The following is a 17,620-nucleotide window of genomic DNA, read 5'->3' as shown; positions in this document are numbered from 1 at the left end:
TCAATTGAAAATGATGTTTTATTTGCAATAAATCAAAATTATGACATTTTTAACTGGTCGGGGCGTTGCGCTTCATTCTCAATTAGTCTAAAATAAGTGAGAACGAATCAGAATATGGAGGGGAACTACATGTCTGTCTTAGAAATAAAAAACCTACATGTGTCGATTGAGGACAAGAAAATCCTTAAAGGCGTGAATTTAACAATGAAAACAGGGGAAATCCATGCCATCATGGGACCAAACGGAACAGGTAAATCGACCTTGTCTGCTGCAATTATGGGAAATCCGAATTACGAAGTAACTGAAGGAGAAATCCTTTTTGATGGGCAAAATGTGTTAGAGCTAGAAGTAGATGAACGTGCACGTTTAGGTCTGTTTTTAGCCATGCAATACCCAAGTGAGATTCCAGGAATCACAAATGCCGAATTTATGCGTGCAGCGATCAATGCGACACGTCCGGAAGATGACAAGATTTCTGTCATGTCATTCTTGAAAAAGTTAGATGAAAAGATGGCACTTTTGAACATGCCAGAAGAAATGGCTGAACGTTATTTGAACGAAGGCTTTTCTGGTGGAGAGAAAAAACGTAACGAGATCTTACAACTCTTGATGTTAGAACCAACGTTTGCGATTTTAGATGAAATCGATTCTGGTTTAGATATCGATGCACTGAAAGTCGTGGCAAAAGGCGTGAACGAAATGCGTGGCGACAGCTTTGGTGCCTTGATCATCACTCATTACCAACGCTTGTTAAACTACATCACACCTGACGTCGTCCACATCATGATGGAAGGTCGTGTCGTGATGACTGGTAGTGCAGATCTAGCAAAACGCCTAGAAGCCGAAGGATATGCTGGCATCAGTAAAGAATTAGGAATCGACTACAAAGAAGAAGAAGCGTAAGGAGGAGCACATCTATGAAAGACATTAAATGGCTCGATCATCTTGACGCTGTTACAGATTTTTCATTCAGTAAAGGTGAACCGGAATGGATGACGACGCTTCGTCAAGAGGCGCTGAAAAAAGCAGATGAACTACCATTGCCCCATATCGAACGTGTGAAATTCCACCGTTGGCCATTGTTTTCAATCAATGAGTTGAATGATCAGACACCTGAATCTGGAAATGTTGCGGCATTTGATGCGATGAAAGACAATCCATTAGTCGTGCAACAAGGTACCTTGACTGTCTTTGAGCAATTATCCGCAGACCTTGCAGAACAAGGAGTGATCTTTACAGATCTATTTACGGCAATGCAAGAATACCCTGAATTAGTCCAAGAATATTACATGACGAAAGCGGTTGAAATGGACGAAGACCAATTGACTGCGCTTCATGCGGCATTCATGAATAGTGGCTTGTTCTTATATGTACCAAAAAACGTAGTCATTAAAGAACCGATCGAATCCCTGTTTATTCAAGAAGGCGCATTTTCGCAACACTTCTTTAAACACGTCTTGATCGTCGCAGATGAACACAGTGAATTCTCTTACTTGGAACGATTCCACACAACTGGAGAAGAATTACAAAAAGTCTCTGGGAATATCATTGTTGAAGTCATCGCCAAAGCCGGTGCCAAAGTCAAATATGCAGCAGTCGATCAATTAGGCGAAAATGTCACAGCATATATGAACCGTCGTGGACATATCTTACGGGATGCTTTTGTGGACTGGGCAATCGGAGTGATGAACGATGGGAATATCGTCGCTGATTTTGATTCAGATCTTGTCGGTGAAGGCGGACATGCGGAAGTCAAGATCGTGGCAATCAGTTCAGGAAAACAAACGCAAGGAATCGATACCCGGGTGACAAATAAAGCCCCACATACGATTGGACATATCTTGCAACATGGTGTGATCCGCGAACGTGGTACGTTGACATTCAACGGTATTGGACACATCTTGAAAAAAGCCAAAGGTGCCGATGCCCAACAAGAAAGCCGTGTCTTGATGCTTTCAGATAAAGCCAGAGGCGATGCCAATCCGATCCTCTTGATCGATGAACACGAAGTTACAGCAGGACATGCCGCAAGTGTTGGACGTGTCGATCCGGAAGAAATGTATTATTTGATGAGTCGAGGCTTACGAAAAGAAGAAGCAGAACGTTTAGTCATTCGTGGCTTCTTAGGGTCTGTCTTAACTGCGATCCCAGTTGAAGCGGTGCGCAAAGAACTAGTGGCAGTTATTGAAGGGAAGTTAAATGTATGATTTCTCCAGAACGTATCCGTCAAGATTTCCCGATCTTATTTCAGGAAGTCAATGACGAACCCCTGGTGTATTTAGACAATGCAGCGACTACGCAAAAACCCAAACAAGTGTTAGCGACTATGACGCATTATTATTCCGCAAACAATGCCAACGTCCATCGAGGTGTGCATACATTAGCTGAGCGAGCAACCCATGATTATGAAGCTGCCAGAGAAAAAGTTCGTCGTTTTTTAAATGCTCAAGAGACCGCCGAGATCCTTTTCACTCGTGGAACGACCACAAGCTTGAATTGGGTAGCACAAAGCTATGGCGATGTCTTTGTCAAAGCCGGTGATGAAATCGTGATCTCTTATATGGAGCATCATTCCAACATCATCCCTTGGCAACAGTTGGCAAAACGAACTGGCGCTACTTTGAAATACATCGAATTGACCGAAGAAGGCTTTCTTGATTTAGATCATGCCACTTCGATCATTACAGAAAAAACCAAGATCGTGTCGGTTGCCCATGCCTCTAATGTATTAGGTGTCATCAATCCGATCCAAGAGTTGGCGACGATCGTTCATGAAAAAGGCGGAATTTTGGTGGTGGACGGTGCACAATCTGCCCCACACATCAAAATCGATGTCCAATCTTTAGACTGTGACTTCTTTGCCTTTAGCGGACATAAGATGTGCGCAACGACCGGAACAGGTGTATTATATGGAAAACGGAAATGGTTGGAACAAATGGAACCCGTTGAATTCGGTGGAGAAATGATCGACTTTGTTGGCCTACAAGACAGCACATGGAAAGAACTTCCCTGGAAATTTGAAGCAGGCACACCAAACATCGCCGGTGTGATCGCACTTGGCGCTGCCATCGATTATCTTGAATCGATTGGTCTAGCAGGCATTCATCAATATGAAGAAGAACTTGTTGGTTATGTCTTACCAAAACTGCAAGCAATCGAAGGCTTGACGATCTATGGACCAAAAGACCCGACCCAACGTACAGGTGTGATTTCCTTTAACTTAGAGAACCTACATCCCCATGATGTAGCGACTGCTCTTGATATGGAAGGCGTCGCCGTTCGTGCCGGTCATCATTGTGCCCAACCATTATTGAAGTATCTAGGGGTTGCTGCGACAGCTCGTGCCAGCTTTTACATGTATAACACAAAAGCAGATGCCGATCGTTTCGTCCAAGCAATTCTCGCAACAAAGGAGTTTTTCCAACATGGCCCTATCTAAATTAGACAATCTTTACCGTCACGTGATCTTGGACCATTCATCCCATCCACATCATCGTGGCACGTTGACGGAATCAACGAATAAGATTGAAATGAACAATCCCACCTGTGGGGATGTCATTGAATTACAAGTCGAGATCAAAGACGGCAAAATCAATAATATCGCCTTTGACGGCAGTGGTTGCTCCATCAGCACAGCCAGTGCCTCAATGATGACCGATGCTGTCATCGGCAAAACAATTGCAGAAGCAGAGCAATTGACAGACGACTTTTTACTACTGGTCCAAGGAAAAGAAGTCGCAGAGCTTGAATCACTAGGGGACGCTGCCATGTTAAGTGGTGTCGCAAAATTCCCCGCGCGTATCAAATGCGCAACACTTGCCTGGAAAGCACTAGGCAAAGCAATGGAAGAAGACGGTACTGCAACCGTCCATCATGAGCACAAGGAAAAGGAGTGAGCAAATGGGCGTACCAGAATTAGAAGAATATAAATTTGGCTTCCACGACGATGTGGAACCCGTTTTTAGTACAGGAGAAGGCTTGACCGAAGAAGTCGTTCGAGAAATGTCACGAATCAAAGAAGAACCAGAATGGATGTTGGAGTTTCGTTTGAAATCTCTGGAAGCATTCAACAAAATGCCTATGCAAGACTGGGGACCAGACTTATCTGACATTGATTTCAATGCCATCAAATATTACCAAAAACCAAGTGACCGACCTGCTCGCGATTGGGATGACGTACCAGAAAAAATCAAAGAAACCTTTGAACGAATCGGTATTCCAGAAGCCGAACGTGCTTATTTAGCCGGCGCTTCAGCCCAATACGAATCAGAAGTCGTATACCACAATATGAAAGACGAATTCGAAAAACTCGGCATCGTCTTTACCGACACAGATTCTGCATTGAAAGAGTATCCTGAACTATTCAAAGAATACTTTTCAAAACTCGTGCCACCAACAGATAATAAACTAGCCGCACTAAACTCAGCCGTTTGGTCTGGAGGTACGTTTATCTATGTACCAAAAGGCGTCAAAGTCGATGTCCCATTACAAACCTACTTCCGAATCAACGCCGAAAACACCGGCCAATTCGAACGTACGTTGATCATCGTGGACGAAGGCGCCAGCATCCACTATGTCGAAGGCTGTACTGCACCAACCTATTCAAGCAACAGCCTACACGCAGCCATCGTGGAAATCTTTACCCGTAAAGACGGCTACTGCCGCTATACAACGATCCAAAACTGGTCCGACAACGTCTATAACCTCGTAACTAAACGAGCAAAAGCCTACGAAGGCGCGACCGTTGAATGGATCGACGGCAACTTAGGAGCCAAAACAACCATGAAATACCCAAGTGTCTACTTAGACGGACGAGGCGCACGAGGCACCATGCTATCCATTGCATTTGCCGGAGCCAACCAAATCCAAGACACAGGCGCAAAAATGATCCACAACGCACCAAACACTTCAAGCTCGATCGTCTCAAAATCAATTTCAAAAGACGGCGGCGAAGTAAACTACCGAGGCCAAGTCACCTTTGCAAAAGACAGTGCCGGCTCGATCTCTCATATTGAATGTGATACCATCATCATGGACGAATGGTCCAAATCTGATACCATCCCATTCAACGAGATCCACAACAGCCAAGTCTCGTTGGAACACGAAGCAAAAGTCTCCAAAATCTCAGAAGAACAACTCTACTACCTCATGAGCCGCGGCTTGACCGAATCCGAAGCCACAGAAATGATCGTCATGGGCTTCGTCGAACCATTCACAAAAGAACTACCGATGGAATATGCGGTAGAGTTGAACCGGTTGATTAGTTATGAGATGGAAGGCAGCGTTGGTTAAGGTTAAATTACCAATGATTTCAAGCTTTTCATGGGGTGAGTGATTGACATTTGCCACAAATTTGCCACAAAAATAATAAAAAAATTTAGGAGTGCTCTTTGAGTGCTCCTTTTTCGTTCATATAGTTTTGGTAGAGTTTTAAAGAATCATCTTCGATTTTTTCTGTAATGTGCATATAAATGTCAGCAGTCACACTTATAGTGCTGTGCCCAAGTCGAGTACTGACATACTTTATGTTTGCCCCAGATTCTAGTAAATGAACTGCATGGCTATGCCGCAAAGCATGAGGGGAAAGTACAGGGACATTCGCACGTTCACATGTTTTATAGAAAAATTCTCTAACAACTGAATGGCGCAAATAGTTGCCGTTTTCGTTAGAAAATACCATAGATTCATTTATTGGGCTATCGTACGATCGATACCTCAAAATACATTCATTCTTGTTTATTTTATGTTTCTTTAGCAGATGAACAAGACGATCATCAATTTTGATCGTACGAATACTTGTTTTTGATTTAGGTGGCGTAATTATTGAATTGTTATGATCATCGTAAGATAGTGATTTGTTTACTGTTAATTTATCTCCGTCAATATCTAACCACTCTAACGCTAAAGCTTCGCCTAATCGGAGACCAGTACTCGCTAACAGGTAGAATAAGACGTAATATTGAATGGAATGAGCGTATTTACCTAATTTATAAGAGGATAAGTATTCTAACATTTGAGCAAGCTCATTTTTAGAATAGAATTTCAATTTCTGTTCTTCTTTAGTGGTTGGGAGTTTTATTTTTTTAGCAACATTTTTTTCAAGATAGTTGAGTTCATATACTGCAGTCTCTAATGCATCGTGTAACACATTTAGATTTGATCGAATTGTGTTTCTTGTTTGTTGCTTTGTGGTATCTAGGTCATTTAACCACTTAACAATATCTGTACGGGTTATTTCCTTTAAACTCATCATTCCAAACGTAGGTAATATATGAAGTCTTATGGAACGTTCTAACCTAAGATAAGTTGATTGTTTGATATTTGGTTTTTTGTAAACTTCGAGCCAATCCTCCAAATAGTCGGCCATTAATATGTTATTAGCTCCAATCTGAACACCGTTATTATATTGTCTTTCAAGTTCATTTGCCGCAGCTTGTGCATCTCTCTTTGTTCTAAACCCACTTTTCGAAACTTCTCTAAATTTTCCGTTATCTTTATATCGAATACGAAAACGCCACTTTCCGTTTTCTTGTTGCTTGATACTAGCCATGATAATCAACACCTTTCTTAGACATTCTAGGACTCTAACACGGCTAACTCTCTATCTTGAAAGCCTGTTGTTTTTTTACTAACGCAATATCTCCTTCGGATATTTCTATTTGAGACAAAACATCATTTGTTAGTATTAAATTTAAGTAGTTATCCATGTCAATATTAAATTTTGCTTCATTCTGTAGTAAAAAACCGTTTGGTATAGTCAAATTTTTTTCGGACATAATGAATCCCTTTTCAAGAATGTATGTTCGTTTTCCAGGCAAAAAAATAATAATTAAACTGCAACTTCGTTTCTTACCATTTCTAAAATAAGATTTCTGATAGTAGATTCGCAATTGTAATCTAGTTCATAGTAGTCCATAAATGAAAAAATGTTTATTTGATATGGATCGATATGACATTCAGATAAAAAATCGTAGAGTAAATTCTCAATCATAAAGCGATCAGCTTCATATTCCATTTTAGTTCTGAAATAAAATATCTTGTAGAGCTCAATAAATTCTTTGTGATCTACAACATGCTTTATTTCATGATAAATTGTTTTTCTTCTGTCTTCTTGCGAGAGGCTGCAGTTAACGAAGATAATATGCTCTTCTTCGATATAGCAGCCATCTGATTCCATTTCAACATAAGCAATACCTACGCCACATTCATTAAGTACCGTTTCTAATAACTGCATACACTCACCTCACTTCGAACTTTGTCTACCTTCTATATAAGCGCGAATTGCCGCTCTATCTATCTCGGTTAGTGGTTTACCACCAAAAGTCATAGCGTTGTCGAGCATCTTGTCTAAGTCGTCAGGCACACGCTCCTGTGTCGAATTAGGGTTGTCTGTGCGTCCTAGTAAGTAATCAATTGATGTGTCGAAATAATCTGCTATTTTTTTTAACTTATCTGTTCCAGGTACTCTTTTTTTCCATTGATAAATCGTGTTTGTCGGGAGGCCTACTTTGTTTTCAAGTACTGAGACACTAATACTTCTAGATTTGCAGAGCTGCTTAATCCGTTCCACTAAAATTTCCATTTTAATCACCTTTAAAGCTCAGATAGAATATAACTAATATTTTCATTAGTTATTAGTTGACAACTAATGAAAATGTTAGTATACTTCATTCATAAGCTAGTTATTTAGCTAGAAACAAAACTAAAGAGAACCAATAAAATTCAAATTTTCGAGGTCGGCAAACTTAGAAATATTGATTTATGGCTTTTTAAAGTCTTATTTAGCTATACCTATATACTAATATATTTATTAGTTAAATGTCAACGATTAGTTTAATTTCTAGCTATATTCCTAGCTTAAATATATGAGAAATGAGGTGACGTTATGGTCATTGAAGATTTTCATGAAATGGTCCTGATTCAAATGAAACGTCAAGATAAAACCTGGAAATACCTAGGAGAATTAATCGGAACTTCACCGACATACGCCAAGCAAATTGTAGAGGGTGTTCAAAAAGGCCCTAAAGCCCAGGCATACAAACGTACAATCGCCAACGATTTACAGATTGCAATAGTAAAGGGGGCGTAATCTATGTTTCAGCAACAAAGACAGTCAGTGACGGTGGATATTCAGGTTGATGACGCGTACTGGAAAGAATATGCAGACGCATACCTTAGAGAACTGTTTGAGCATTATCTACGACCACAGTTTTTAACTATTGCTGACATGGAAAAAATTACTCGTCGTAAACGAGCATGGATAATGGAGTACATCGTCGATGACCCATATGTTCGGAAAAACAAGTTAGCTAAAAAAGACACAGATGGTAAATGGCTTTTCGATGCCGAGAATATCCGCCCGTTTTTAAAACGATTATTTGATGATTTACCAGATTATTAGAGAATGGAGGCAACACAATGAATCAACCACAAATTTTTAATTTCGAACAAAACGAGGTTCGAACGGTTTTAGCAAATGATGAACCATACTTTGTAGGGAAAGATGTTGCAACAGCGTTAGGGTTTAAAGATTCGAATAACGCTTTAAAACAACACGTTGAAAATGAAGACAAAATCATAGGGTGCCAAAACACCACCCCATCTTTTAAAGATAAATTAGGAAGGAACCAGTATCCAACTTTAATAAACGAAAGTGGAGTTTATGATTTGATTTTTGGTAGCAACTTGCCGTCAGCAAAAAAGTTCAAACGCTGGGTGACAAGCGAAGTCCTACCAGCAATCCGTAAACACGGTATTTATGCAACAGATGAGTTGCTAAATAACCCAGATTTACTTATCGGAGTAGCAACCAAACTTAAAGAGGAACGTGCTTTACGATTAGTCGCTGAACAACGGGTAAATGAGTTACAACCCAAAGCGGAGTACTATGACAACATTTTAAAAAACAAAAGCCTTATGACAATCAGTATCATAGCTAAAAATTACGGCATGAGCGCAACCAAGATGAACAATCTATTGCATGATTTAGGTGTTCAGTACCGTCAAGGTAATGCTTGGTTACTTTATCGCAAACACCAAGACAAGGGCTACACACATACCGAGATGATCCCAGTACAAGGTAGCGAGAATTTGAAACCTAGTACTAAGTGGACACAACAAGGTCATATTTTTATCTATCAACTTTTGAAGGATAACGGAATACTTCCTTTAATCGAACAAAAACAACTCGCATAGGAGGTAACAGAATGAAAATCAATAAAAAATTAGAGAAAAAATGGCAAGTGTGGGAAACGATGATGGAAGGCGCTGAGATGTTTCTAAATGCTGCAAGAGATTTGGGTTCAACTGTCATAAACGAGGATGATGCTGTTGTTTGCCTAACTAGTGAAAAAATCCAATTAACCATAGAGCAATTGAAAGATGCAAAGGAATTAGTTGAAAAGCTAGAGTTTGCAGAAGAAATAGTAAAAACGCTACCTACTATTAGAGGCAGTAAGGAGCATCATGAATTGAATGTTGAAAAAGTAACAGATTCTGATGAACAGTCATCTATTTTTTCAGGAATGACTTTTGAAAGGCCGCCAATTTCAAAAAAAGAATACATCGCTCTGTACGAAGATTATGTTAGGCGAGCGAGATTCTAGTAGTTACGGGATTCAAGTTCACTCATAAAACCATCGTTTATGAAAATCTTATCAAATTGTGCAATTGAAAGTCGTACATTTTTTAGCTCTGATGATAGATACGAGTATATTTCTTCAATATTTTTTTCAGATTGAACTAACAATTGATTTTCCAAAACGTGAATCCATGTATCGGGTGACAAAGACTCAATCTTTGCGCGAATCTTGATAGCTAGCTCTGGGTCAGCGACTTCAAGATAACGAAAGCTTATTATATATTTTTTCAATTAGTATTCTCCTTTCGATTATTTCAGCATTGCAGTGCTGATAATTAAATTATACCAAAAAGAAGAATCTCATAGGCACAACAATAACGAGAACCTGCACAAGCAGGGATGAGGAGGAATCAAATTTGATGTCGTAGATAGAATTGCGAATTTTCGACACTGAATACGGATATATAGGAGGTAATTTGATGGCATACACAGTACAACAAGAACACCAAATTCTCAATCTTATAAGGCTACGTAGAAAAGAATTACAGGATGATCGTGCAGTACTCAGAAAAGCCGATGAGCTTTCAGATAGACAAGCAGAGCTGATTGCGAATGAGCTTGAAGATTTACGCAAGTTAGAAATTAAAAATAGGGAGATAAGACTATGAAAAAGACAGACACGCTTTTTATCGGAGTCATTTTAGGTTTACTCGTACTAGTAGCACACTACAGCGTAGTGGGAGGGAGTATTTTCGCAAGTTTAATGGTTTTGATGAACCTATTAGATTCCAAGGAAAGGAGAACATATGAAACGAAAAGAAGCTTTGAAAAAAGGAAAGGTGATTGCTGATCGATGGTGGTATGACAATAAGTCAACTTTCTTAAGTCAACAGGTGATCAATAAACAAAAGAAATGGCAGGAGATCAAATGAAACTAAGACAAAAAATAAAAGAGTATCTATTTTATAGACATGTTTTTTATTGTCCGGATTGTCGTCATACATTACGCCTTAACAATAAGTTACTACAACAGTGTCATCCATGGGATGGACCATATTGTCCAAAGTGTGGAGAAAAAATACAAAAAAAGTGACTCAGCCGGCAAGCATCGAGTCACTAAAGAAAATACATCTAAGGAGATGTTAACACATGAAAAAAGAACTTTCCACTCTAGATCAATATTTGACTGACCCCGATTGGGGACAAATGAATATTAAAGAAACAAATAACCGAAAAATTAGACGAAATCTTTTGACGGATGAAGAACTAGCATGTGATCAAGATGATCTGGGTAACTTTGTGAGTCTTTGGGATCATATCTATCTTATCCATCTATCAAAACATTCAAATAAACCAGAATATATCTACGTTATCGAAGATGGCTTGATTGATGCGCTAGAAGAGTATGAGAGAGGAAATTTGATCGATATCTCATACTACGGGCAAGGGAAAAAATACATTGCTGATCTGGAGGCGGTATTCGATGAGCGAAACGAATGAAACTACAAATTTTGAAAAGCTATTTAGTAGAAAACTCAATAAGTCTCTAAAGAAGAAGGGCAAGTTTGATTATCTGTCATGGGCACGAGCGTGGGAGATGATGAAAAAGGACGATCCAGAGGCAACAGTAACCATAAACGAGTATAAACATTACAGAGTAGTTTCAGGAACGCACCAAGACTTTCTGGTTGAAGAGTACAAACCTTATTTGACAGATGAAACAGGAACTTATGTATCTGTGTCTGTCACGCTAAGAGGCAGGACTGAGACAGAACTTTTCCCGGTGACAGATTACAACAATAAGCCAATTGCTAAACCGGATGCAAGTCAGATTAATAACTCGGTTAAGCGTTGTTTTGTTAAAGCTTTAGCTCTCCATGGGTTAGGATTACACGTTTATCAAGGGGAAGATATTCCAGCTCCACCAAAAATTGATACAAAAAAATTGAATATGCTTGAAGAAATAATTAATAACTTTAATGGAGAAATGGGCGAAGACATGGTGCCTACATTAATCGAATTTGTTAACGAACAGACTGTTAAACGGAATCTAATTGCTGAGAAAGTAAATGCTCTTGAGGATTTAACTTATGAACAATGCGGATTGATGGAAAGAGCAATCGCTAAAAAACGAAATGAATTAAGTAAGAAGAAGTGAAATAAGTGTTTAATTCATTAATCGATTCCTATTCAGCAGTTCTTAGAAAGTTCAAAGGAAAAGACATTGCCGCAACAATCAACGAAGAAGTAAACATTGAACGACTTAAAACGATGTACGAAGGCTATGAAGGTGATCGGATCATTGAAGTACGTTTCATCGATCCACGTCGCTTCACAGCCCAGCAAAGAAACTTCATCTATGCGCTCATAGGCGATATCTTCATTGATACAGGCACGCCAACAGATTTCTGGAAGGAATTCTTCTACTCTCGTTTTGAAGGTGTCACAGGGCGAAAAATAAGCCTCAAGGACGAATCGGATACAACCGTAAGTGACGCAAACATCCTAGCAAATATCATCTTAGATTTCATCTTTGAACATCATATTCCATTCAAAGAAGGTTATGAGATTTTACCAGCGAATCAAGAATACTACTTCTACAAATGTATTACCAAAAGAGTCTGTTGTATCTGTGGAAGAACAGGAGCGGATATTGATCACTTCGATAAAGCGTTGGGTAGACGGAAACGTAAGAAAATTGATCATTCAGAATACACTTACGCAGGACTTTGCAGAATACACCACACAGAAAAACATCAAATCGGTGTAACTAATTTTAAGAACAAGTATCAAGTCATCGGTATTAAATTGAACGAAGAAACGATTAAACGACTAAAAATTGGAGGCTAGGCACATGCCAAACTGGGCTGAAGGTACACTAAAAATCAGAGGAACTCAAGAGAATGTGATCAACTGTTTAAAAGAATATGTGACAGGAAATGTATATCCGATTTTCGAAAAAAATGAAGAAGGAAATGCGATTTTAAAACAAGGGCAACATGAAGTTTCGATCAAAAGGGATGAATGGGAATTTTCGATGAGTTGCAAGGACGGTTTTTATATTAAGAATACTCGAAGAGCTTTTATAGAATCTACAGAAATACAATTTTATTTGGAAAATGAGATTGGAAATGTTGAAATTACCGGCTTCAAGCAAGCTTGGTCAGTTGAGCCTAGTGGCTTTTTAGAAATGTCTAAGAAACATCAATTAGATATTAAAATCTTTGCATTTGAAAGAGGCATGGAGTTTACACAAGAAATTGAAATTATCAAAGGGGAAATAACTAAAGATCTTGGTAAAGAATATGAAGATTATTTTTGGAGTGTCCCTTTTGCATCAATAGGGGGATAAGAATGGCTGAAAGAAGAATGTTCGCAAAGACGATTATTGATTCTGATGCATTTCTAGATATGCCTTTATCAACACAGGCATTATATTTTCATCTATCAATGCGTGCAGATGACGACGGATTTATCAATAATCCTAAAAAAATTCAACGTATGGTTGGTTGTGGCGATGATGATTTAAAACTGCTTATGGCAAAAAGATTCATCTTAGTTTTCGAGAGTGGCGTGATCGTAATTAAGCATTGGAAAATACACAACTATATTCAAAAAGACAGATATAAGCCTACTTTATATCAAGATGAAAAAGCCCAGATAGCTGTCAAAGAAACGAATGCTTATACCTTTGTTGAAAACTTATCAGAACCTTCTGAAACCTCTACGGAACAACCTTCCGAAGATGTGTATCCATCATGTATACACGATGGATACAGTTTGGAGACACAGGTTAGGTTAGGTAAGGTTAGGTTAGGTAAGGATAGTAAAAAGATAAAAGATGTAACACCTTGTAAGTATTCTGACGAACACTTACGTCTTTCTCAAAAGTTACAAAATAATTTGACCAATGATTTCCCGAAGGAAATGGATAAAGTCGATATAAGCAAATGGGCTGACATAATTAGGCTAATGGAAAAACAAGACAAATTAAGTATCGAAGCTATTGAGTATGTGATCGACTGGTTGCCAACAAATGAGTTTTGGTTTGGAAATATAAGAAGCGCTAAGAAGCTACGGGAACAGTTTGAGAAGCTTAAATTTCAAATTAAATCAGAGAAAGAAAAAAATAAGCAACCTAAATCTGGCTATCAAAAGAATATAAGACGAGAGAAGCTTCCTGATTGGGTTGATAAGCCTCAAGAAGAAAAAGAACTTGATCCACAACAAAAAGCAGAAATCGATGCACGTTTCAAAGCATATTTGGCACAGAAAGCTCAAGAGGAAAAAGAAGATGACTGTTAACCACTTTATTGCACAACTTGAAATGATGCGTGTCGAAGAGTTAAGACGAAGTTTAGCTTATGACGATGAGTGGCTCAATGCGTTCCATACGGGACGTGAGAGCGCACTAGCACACGTACTAAAAATATTAAAGGAGGCGCAGAATGAATGTTAGATATGCGAATAGAGGACTATCGGATCGCAACTACAAGCGATTGCAAAAATATTGTTCTCTCACGTGTCGTACGTGATGAGTCTGAAAAGATCCAATATACCGAAAATACTAAAGGTGAGCAGGAAGAATCGACTTCCTTTATTGGTTACTATCAAACACTGACTATGTGTTTAAGAGCCATACAGCGTGACTACGTGCTGAGAGAAGGTCACGTGATAAAAAGTATTATCGAGTATAAAAAGGCGCTTGAGCGTATCACCAGACAGTTTGAATAGGTATGCACAATCGAAGGAGGATCAAATGAGTTTATCTAAGCAAGAAAAACGTTTATATCGAAAAAAGATGATGCAGATAATGAGAGGTCGATCCGTTGAGGATCTAACAGACGAAGAGCTTAAGAAGGTTCAGGTGATACGAGGCTTCATTGATTATGACACAATGGACGACTCACACCCTCTGCAAAAGATGAATTTTGAAACATTCACCTATGAAGATTATAAGAGACTACGAAAAACTGGTTACACTGTCAAAGCCATTAAAGAAGCACTTGGCGTTGGTGGTTCGGTTTGGGCCAAGTGGCGTGAACAAAATATTCCAGATAAAGAAAAAAATCAGTATATAAAAAGAAATCAAAAAAGGAAAAGAATCGCCGTATATCACGATGGAAAAATCTTAGTTCAGGGATTATGTGAAGATATCGGTCGGGAGCTAGGATTGAAGCCAAGCACGATATATACGTATGCAAAAAGGGAAACGACAGACGTTAAGAAACGAACATTCAAATACTTGGAGGAAGAAAAATGAAAAAACTAATAATGTTAATTGTGACTATAGGTATGGTTTTTAGTTTATCGGCATGTCGTCAAGCTACGAAAGTGTCTCATAACGTAAGCCCAGAAGCAGATAACTTCAATGTAATTCGTCGTGTCGCTGTTATGAACACATTATCTAACACAGTAGAATTTGAGGTTATTGGAAGAATCTCGGTAAACACTAGTAATTCTGAAAAGCTTGAGATACTAGTCGAAACGGAAGAAGGAGTTTACAAAAAGCATTTAATCAATATGACGCAGTTCAATATGTACGTGATAGAAGATCTCGCTGGCGCTGAAGTGAACCAATACAAATATGAAGTCAACTATATGCCTGAGAGCATTGTACCTTTCACCATGACAGAAAATAAGTAGGAGGGACAATAAATGGATGCACCAAAAGAATTATATTCAGATGCATTAAGAGGTGCTCGAAATCAGCTAAAGGGTGCAAAAAGAGCATATAAAATACAACCTACGCTCGAAAATGAACGCAGAGTAAAAGCAATTCGTCGTAGATGTTCCATTTATGGTAAGTTACAGAAAGGGGACAGCAAATGAAACGAATATCGATCAGTACAGCCATTCGTCGATTAAGAAGCTATCTATACGCATGCGCTACTGGCGAAGAACGAAAAGGCATAGAAAAGGCTATTGTTATTTTTGAGAGTATGGAGGACAGCAAATGACACCGAAGTTTCGAGCATGGGATAAGAAAAACAAGTCAATGCATGAAGTTGAATTAATAGATTTTAGCGATAATATAGGCTATTTATCCATAGAAAACGGTAGAGGTGATTGGTACAGCTTTGAAGTCGATACCATACTCATGCAATCCACAGGACTGAAAGATAAGAACGGTGTGGAGATTTTTGCTGGGGATATTGTAGCGGTCGAAAATCATCCATTTCAAAGAAAAGAAGATAGTGGTGCAGGAATAGAAATCGAAGGCAATTATGTAGTTGGATGGAATCAACACGACTTAACATGGTGTGCCGGAGATTTATTATTAGCTAGGCTAAAGCCTTATGTAAGGGTCATCGGAAATATGTACGAGAATAGTGAAATATTGAAGCAATAGACTAAGAAACCAGCCATAAAGACTGGTTTAGTTGTTACTTTTTAAAGCGATAGATTAGATATGCGATAAAAGTAACAACTGCGAGAAATAGGCCAATCAAATATCTAATAAAAACAGATAACGATTGATCAAGTCCATAGTTAAATATTTTAATTATAAAATAAAAAATCGGACATGCAAAAAGAAACATTGTGTAACATTGAGCATTACATTTTGCAAATCTACAAATAACTAGGACGAAAAGAATAACTATCACCCAAAAGATAACTTTTGCAGTTATAAACAAATGAGCCACCCCCTAAATCCCCCACAAATTAACGCTAACACGTTAGAGATTTAGAGACGAATAATAAGATTGAAACTCAGATATATTCAAGCAAGTGAACAAAAACACATTGGTTAGTTTTTATGAAGGAGAACAGTAAATGAAAGCAAAACAATTAATACCAATTCTACAACTTAACCCAGAAGCGGAAGTCTTAGTCTCAACCGTGGATTATTACGAAAAGAGTTATCAAGATGCTGACTACGAAAGAGGTTCTAATCAAGAAATCAGATGCGTAAGCCTTAATAAGAAATCTGGGATCATTTATTTAGAAGGCGGAGAAGAGAGAAGCATTTAAAAGGAAGTGGAATGAATGCCGAAAATATTAGATGCATGCTGTGGTAGTCGTTTGTTCTGGTTCGATAAAGATTGTAGTTTTGCAACGTATATGGATATACGAGAAGAAGAGTACGAGATCCACGGAAAGAAAATAAATGTGAAACCAGATGTTGTAGCTGATTTTAGGGACATGCCTTTTGAAAATAATGTTTACGATTTAGTTGTATTTGATCCGCCACATTTAAAATGGGCTGGCCAGAATTCGATTATGAAAGGTCAATACGGACAGTTAGATAAAGAGAACTGGCCAGAAGATATAAAACAAGGTATGTCAGAGTGTATGCGAGTCTTGAAACCTAGTGGAACATTGATTTTCAAATGGAATGAGAACCAGGTAAAACTCAAAGACGTGTTGAAAGCAGTTGAACCATATAGCCCTTTGTTTGGAAATAAAAGGAGTCAAACTCACTGGTTAGTTTTTATGAAGGAGGAACAGCAAAAGCCAGTGTTGCCTGAGTTTGTAGCTAAGTGGTTTGAGGATGCAAAGGATAATTTAGAAATTCCAATATTCTACGAATGTGTTAGAGCGATGGAGATTTGCAAAGAATATCGTAATGAATTTCATCAATGGTTTGCCAATTCGAAAAAAAATCCAATCGAAACACTCATTCGCATGAAAGATGGCTACGAGGTCGAGAAAGAGCCGATGTATTATGTGATATTGAGTGAAAATAAAGGTGGATGGAAATATACTTTTTTAGATGAAGAAGGAAACGCTGATTATACAAATAACAAAGCACATATTCCAACTTTTACTGAAAAGGAAATCAAAGGGAATGACGAACGCTTCTGGCCATTTGCTGTGCCAGTGAAAGAGGTGGAAGGATGAGGGGATTGATAATAGTCATTTTAGTCTCTACAATAACTTCTTTTTTTGTTTCCTTTCTCGTAATGAAATTCCATTTAAGAATACTTAATAAATGGTTGCAAAAGTTTTTCGATGAAGAAACCAAACGAATAAAAAGTTACTTGTCTAGAGGCAAGTAGCACAAAAATTTTTAACAATTGGAATAGGAGTGTCAAG

General features: G+C 38.4%; 28 protein-coding genes and 2 pseudogenes. 26 read left to right on the top strand and 4 right to left on the bottom strand.

Going from position 1 to position 17,620, the window contains the following annotated elements:
• The first annotated feature begins 129 nt into the window (after positions 1 to 129).
• Genes sufC through sufB form a run of 5 tightly spaced genes read left to right on the top strand, consistent with a single transcriptional unit; the run spans position 130 to position 5,292 of the window.
• Positions 130 to 903, top strand: a complete 774-nt coding sequence (gene sufC, locus IGJ99_RS11575; RefSeq protein WP_010734636.1) for a Fe-S cluster assembly ATPase SufC — start codon at positions 130 to 132, stop codon at positions 901 to 903.
• 14 nt (positions 904 to 917) lie between these two features.
• Positions 918 to 2,207, top strand: coding sequence for a Fe-S cluster assembly protein SufD (gene sufD, locus IGJ99_RS11570; protein ID WP_438770842.1), 1,290 nt, complete (start codon positions 918 to 920; stop codon positions 2,205 to 2,207).
• Positions 2,204 to 3,439: a cysteine desulfurase gene (locus tag IGJ99_RS11565; RefSeq protein WP_438770841.1), complete on the top strand. Its 1,236-nt coding sequence runs from the start codon at positions 2,204 to 2,206 to the stop codon at positions 3,437 to 3,439. The genes sufD and IGJ99_RS11565 overlap by 4 nt, the downstream gene beginning before the upstream one ends.
• The gene (gene sufU, locus IGJ99_RS11560) at positions 3,426 to 3,896 is read left to right on the top strand and encodes a Fe-S cluster assembly sulfur transfer protein SufU (protein WP_010734639.1); all 471 of its coding nucleotides are present in this window, start codon (positions 3,426 to 3,428) and stop codon (positions 3,894 to 3,896) included. The genes IGJ99_RS11565 and sufU overlap by 14 nt, the downstream gene beginning before the upstream one ends.
• A 4-nt stretch (positions 3,897 to 3,900) precedes the next feature.
• Positions 3,901 to 5,292 carry a Fe-S cluster assembly protein SufB gene (gene sufB / locus IGJ99_RS11555; RefSeq protein ID WP_062804755.1) on the top strand — a complete coding sequence of 464 codons (1,392 nt, stop codon included), beginning with the start codon at positions 3,901 to 3,903 and terminating at the stop codon, positions 5,290 to 5,292.
• Positions 5,293 to 5,377: 85 nt separating this feature from the next.
• Here the strand turns inward: sufB and IGJ99_RS11550 are convergent, their stop codons facing one another.
• The 3 genes from IGJ99_RS11550 to IGJ99_RS11540 form a co-directional block, all read right to left on the bottom strand.
• Entirely contained in the window at positions 5,378 to 6,550 is a 1,173-nt protein-coding gene (locus tag IGJ99_RS11550; RefSeq protein ID WP_438770840.1) for a tyrosine-type recombinase/integrase, read from the bottom strand.
• A 279-nt stretch (positions 6,551 to 6,829) separates the two neighbouring features.
• A complete protein-coding gene (locus IGJ99_RS11545; RefSeq protein WP_096081731.1) occupies positions 6,830 to 7,234 on the bottom strand; it encodes an ImmA/IrrE family metallo-endopeptidase in 405 nt (134 codons plus the stop codon).
• Positions 7,235 to 7,243: 9 nt separating this feature from the next.
• The gene (locus tag IGJ99_RS11540) at positions 7,244 to 7,582 is read right to left on the bottom strand and encodes a helix-turn-helix domain-containing protein (protein ID WP_074799438.1); all 339 of its coding nucleotides are present in this window, start codon (positions 7,580 to 7,582) and stop codon (positions 7,244 to 7,246) included.
• Positions 7,583 to 7,885: 303 nt separating this feature from the next.
• Between IGJ99_RS11540 and IGJ99_RS11535 the strand changes: the two genes are divergently transcribed.
• Genes IGJ99_RS11535 through IGJ99_RS11520 form a run of 4 tightly spaced genes read left to right on the top strand, consistent with a single transcriptional unit; the run spans position 7,886 to position 9,605 of the window.
• Entirely contained in the window at positions 7,886 to 8,089 is a 204-nt protein-coding gene (locus tag IGJ99_RS11535; protein ID WP_096081729.1) for a hypothetical protein, read from the top strand.
• Between the two features lie 3 nt (positions 8,090 to 8,092).
• Positions 8,093 to 8,401, top strand: a complete 309-nt coding sequence (locus IGJ99_RS11530) for a DUF771 domain-containing protein (protein WP_096081728.1) — start codon at positions 8,093 to 8,095, stop codon at positions 8,399 to 8,401.
• Between the two features lie 17 nt (positions 8,402 to 8,418).
• Entirely contained in the window at positions 8,419 to 9,195 is a 777-nt protein-coding gene (locus IGJ99_RS11525) for a phage antirepressor (RefSeq protein WP_096081727.1), read from the top strand.
• An 11-nt stretch (positions 9,196 to 9,206) separates the two neighbouring features.
• Positions 9,207 to 9,605 carry a hypothetical protein gene (locus IGJ99_RS11520; protein WP_096081726.1) on the top strand — a complete coding sequence of 133 codons (399 nt, stop codon included), beginning with the start codon at positions 9,207 to 9,209 and terminating at the stop codon, positions 9,603 to 9,605.
• Here the strand turns inward: IGJ99_RS11520 and IGJ99_RS11515 are convergent.
• A complete protein-coding gene (locus IGJ99_RS11515; RefSeq protein ID WP_023520241.1) occupies positions 9,602 to 9,871 on the bottom strand; it encodes a hypothetical protein in 270 nt (89 codons plus the stop codon). The two genes, IGJ99_RS11520 and IGJ99_RS11515, sit on opposite strands and share 4 nt — an antisense overlap.
• Before the next feature lie 188 nt (positions 9,872 to 10,059).
• Here IGJ99_RS11515 and IGJ99_RS11510 point away from each other — a divergent pair, with 188 nt between their 5' ends.
• From IGJ99_RS11510 to IGJ99_RS11430, 17 genes and pseudogenes are all read left to right on the top strand, one after another.
• Positions 10,060 to 10,248: a hypothetical protein gene (locus tag IGJ99_RS11510; protein ID WP_438770839.1), complete on the top strand. Its 189-nt coding sequence runs from the start codon at positions 10,060 to 10,062 to the stop codon at positions 10,246 to 10,248.
• A 138-nt stretch (positions 10,249 to 10,386) separates the two neighbouring features.
• A complete protein-coding gene (locus IGJ99_RS11505) occupies positions 10,387 to 10,512 on the top strand; it encodes a hypothetical protein (protein WP_264082993.1) in 126 nt (41 codons plus the stop codon).
• A 217-nt stretch (positions 10,513 to 10,729) separates the two neighbouring features.
• Entirely contained in the window at positions 10,730 to 11,080 is a 351-nt protein-coding gene (locus IGJ99_RS11500; RefSeq protein WP_271525993.1) for a hypothetical protein, read from the top strand.
• A complete protein-coding gene (locus IGJ99_RS11495; RefSeq protein WP_178946500.1) occupies positions 11,064 to 11,738 on the top strand; it encodes a DUF1071 domain-containing protein in 675 nt (224 codons plus the stop codon). The genes IGJ99_RS11500 and IGJ99_RS11495 overlap by 17 nt, the downstream gene beginning before the upstream one ends.
• Before the next feature lie 5 nt (positions 11,739 to 11,743).
• Positions 11,744 to 12,430: a putative HNHc nuclease gene (locus IGJ99_RS11490; protein WP_271525990.1), complete on the top strand. Its 687-nt coding sequence runs from the start codon at positions 11,744 to 11,746 to the stop codon at positions 12,428 to 12,430.
• Positions 12,431 to 12,434: 4 nt separating this feature from the next.
• Positions 12,435 to 12,932 (top strand): hypothetical protein, encoded by a 498-nt coding sequence (locus IGJ99_RS11485; RefSeq protein ID WP_161643697.1) that lies wholly within the window; start codon positions 12,435 to 12,437, stop codon positions 12,930 to 12,932.
• Between the two features lie 17 nt (positions 12,933 to 12,949).
• Positions 12,950 to 13,372, top strand: a pseudogene (locus IGJ99_RS11480) (DNA replication protein); the annotation flags it as partial.
• 502 nt (positions 13,373 to 13,874) lie between these two features.
• The gene (locus IGJ99_RS11475; RefSeq protein WP_175401332.1) at positions 13,875 to 14,039 is read left to right on the top strand and encodes a hypothetical protein; all 165 of its coding nucleotides are present in this window, start codon (positions 13,875 to 13,877) and stop codon (positions 14,037 to 14,039) included.
• Positions 14,033 to 14,314 (top strand): hypothetical protein, encoded by a 282-nt coding sequence (locus tag IGJ99_RS11470; RefSeq protein WP_271525988.1) that lies wholly within the window; start codon positions 14,033 to 14,035, stop codon positions 14,312 to 14,314. Before IGJ99_RS11475 ends, IGJ99_RS11470 begins: the two co-directional genes overlap by 7 nt.
• A gap of 25 nt (positions 14,315 to 14,339) precedes the next feature.
• A complete protein-coding gene (locus IGJ99_RS11465; RefSeq protein ID WP_185953858.1) occupies positions 14,340 to 14,843 on the top strand; it encodes a hypothetical protein in 504 nt (167 codons plus the stop codon).
• Positions 14,840 to 15,226 (top strand): hypothetical protein, encoded by a 387-nt coding sequence (locus IGJ99_RS11460; protein WP_271525987.1) that lies wholly within the window; start codon positions 14,840 to 14,842, stop codon positions 15,224 to 15,226. Before IGJ99_RS11465 ends, IGJ99_RS11460 begins: the two co-directional genes overlap by 4 nt.
• Before the next feature lie 12 nt (positions 15,227 to 15,238).
• Positions 15,239 to 15,412, top strand: coding sequence for a hypothetical protein (locus IGJ99_RS11455; protein WP_198508209.1), 174 nt, complete (start codon positions 15,239 to 15,241; stop codon positions 15,410 to 15,412).
• Positions 15,409 to 15,540 (top strand): hypothetical protein, encoded by a 132-nt coding sequence (locus IGJ99_RS11450; protein WP_260653152.1) that lies wholly within the window; start codon positions 15,409 to 15,411, stop codon positions 15,538 to 15,540. The genes IGJ99_RS11455 and IGJ99_RS11450 overlap by 4 nt, the downstream gene beginning before the upstream one ends.
• On the top strand, positions 15,537 to 15,932 hold the full coding sequence (locus IGJ99_RS11445) for a YopX family protein (RefSeq protein WP_096081721.1): 396 nt from the start codon (positions 15,537 to 15,539) through the stop codon (positions 15,930 to 15,932). The genes IGJ99_RS11450 and IGJ99_RS11445 overlap by 4 nt, the downstream gene beginning before the upstream one ends.
• A 425-nt stretch (positions 15,933 to 16,357) precedes the next feature.
• Complete coding sequence (locus tag IGJ99_RS11440) at positions 16,358 to 16,555, top strand: hypothetical protein (RefSeq protein WP_438770838.1); 198 nt, start codon at positions 16,358 to 16,360, stop codon at positions 16,553 to 16,555.
• A gap of 15 nt (positions 16,556 to 16,570) precedes the next feature.
• A pseudogene (locus tag IGJ99_RS11435) lies at positions 16,571 to 17,029 on the top strand (SAM-dependent methyltransferase); the annotation flags it as partial.
• Complete coding sequence (locus tag IGJ99_RS11430; protein ID WP_081367399.1) at positions 17,018 to 17,425, top strand: DUF1642 domain-containing protein; 408 nt, start codon at positions 17,018 to 17,020, stop codon at positions 17,423 to 17,425. The pseudogene IGJ99_RS11435 and the gene IGJ99_RS11430, both read left to right, overlap by 12 nt.
• Positions 17,426 to 17,620: the final 195 nt, after the last annotated feature.

Origin of the sequence: Enterococcus sp. AZ095b (assembly GCF_051714725.1) — a bacterium.
In the GTDB taxonomy this organism is placed as follows: Bacteria; Bacillota; Bacilli; order Lactobacillales; family Enterococcaceae; genus Enterococcus_B; species Enterococcus_B pernyi.
The sequence above is the reverse complement of the archived record's forward strand: the minus strand, read 5'-3'. Positions and strand labels throughout refer to the sequence as shown.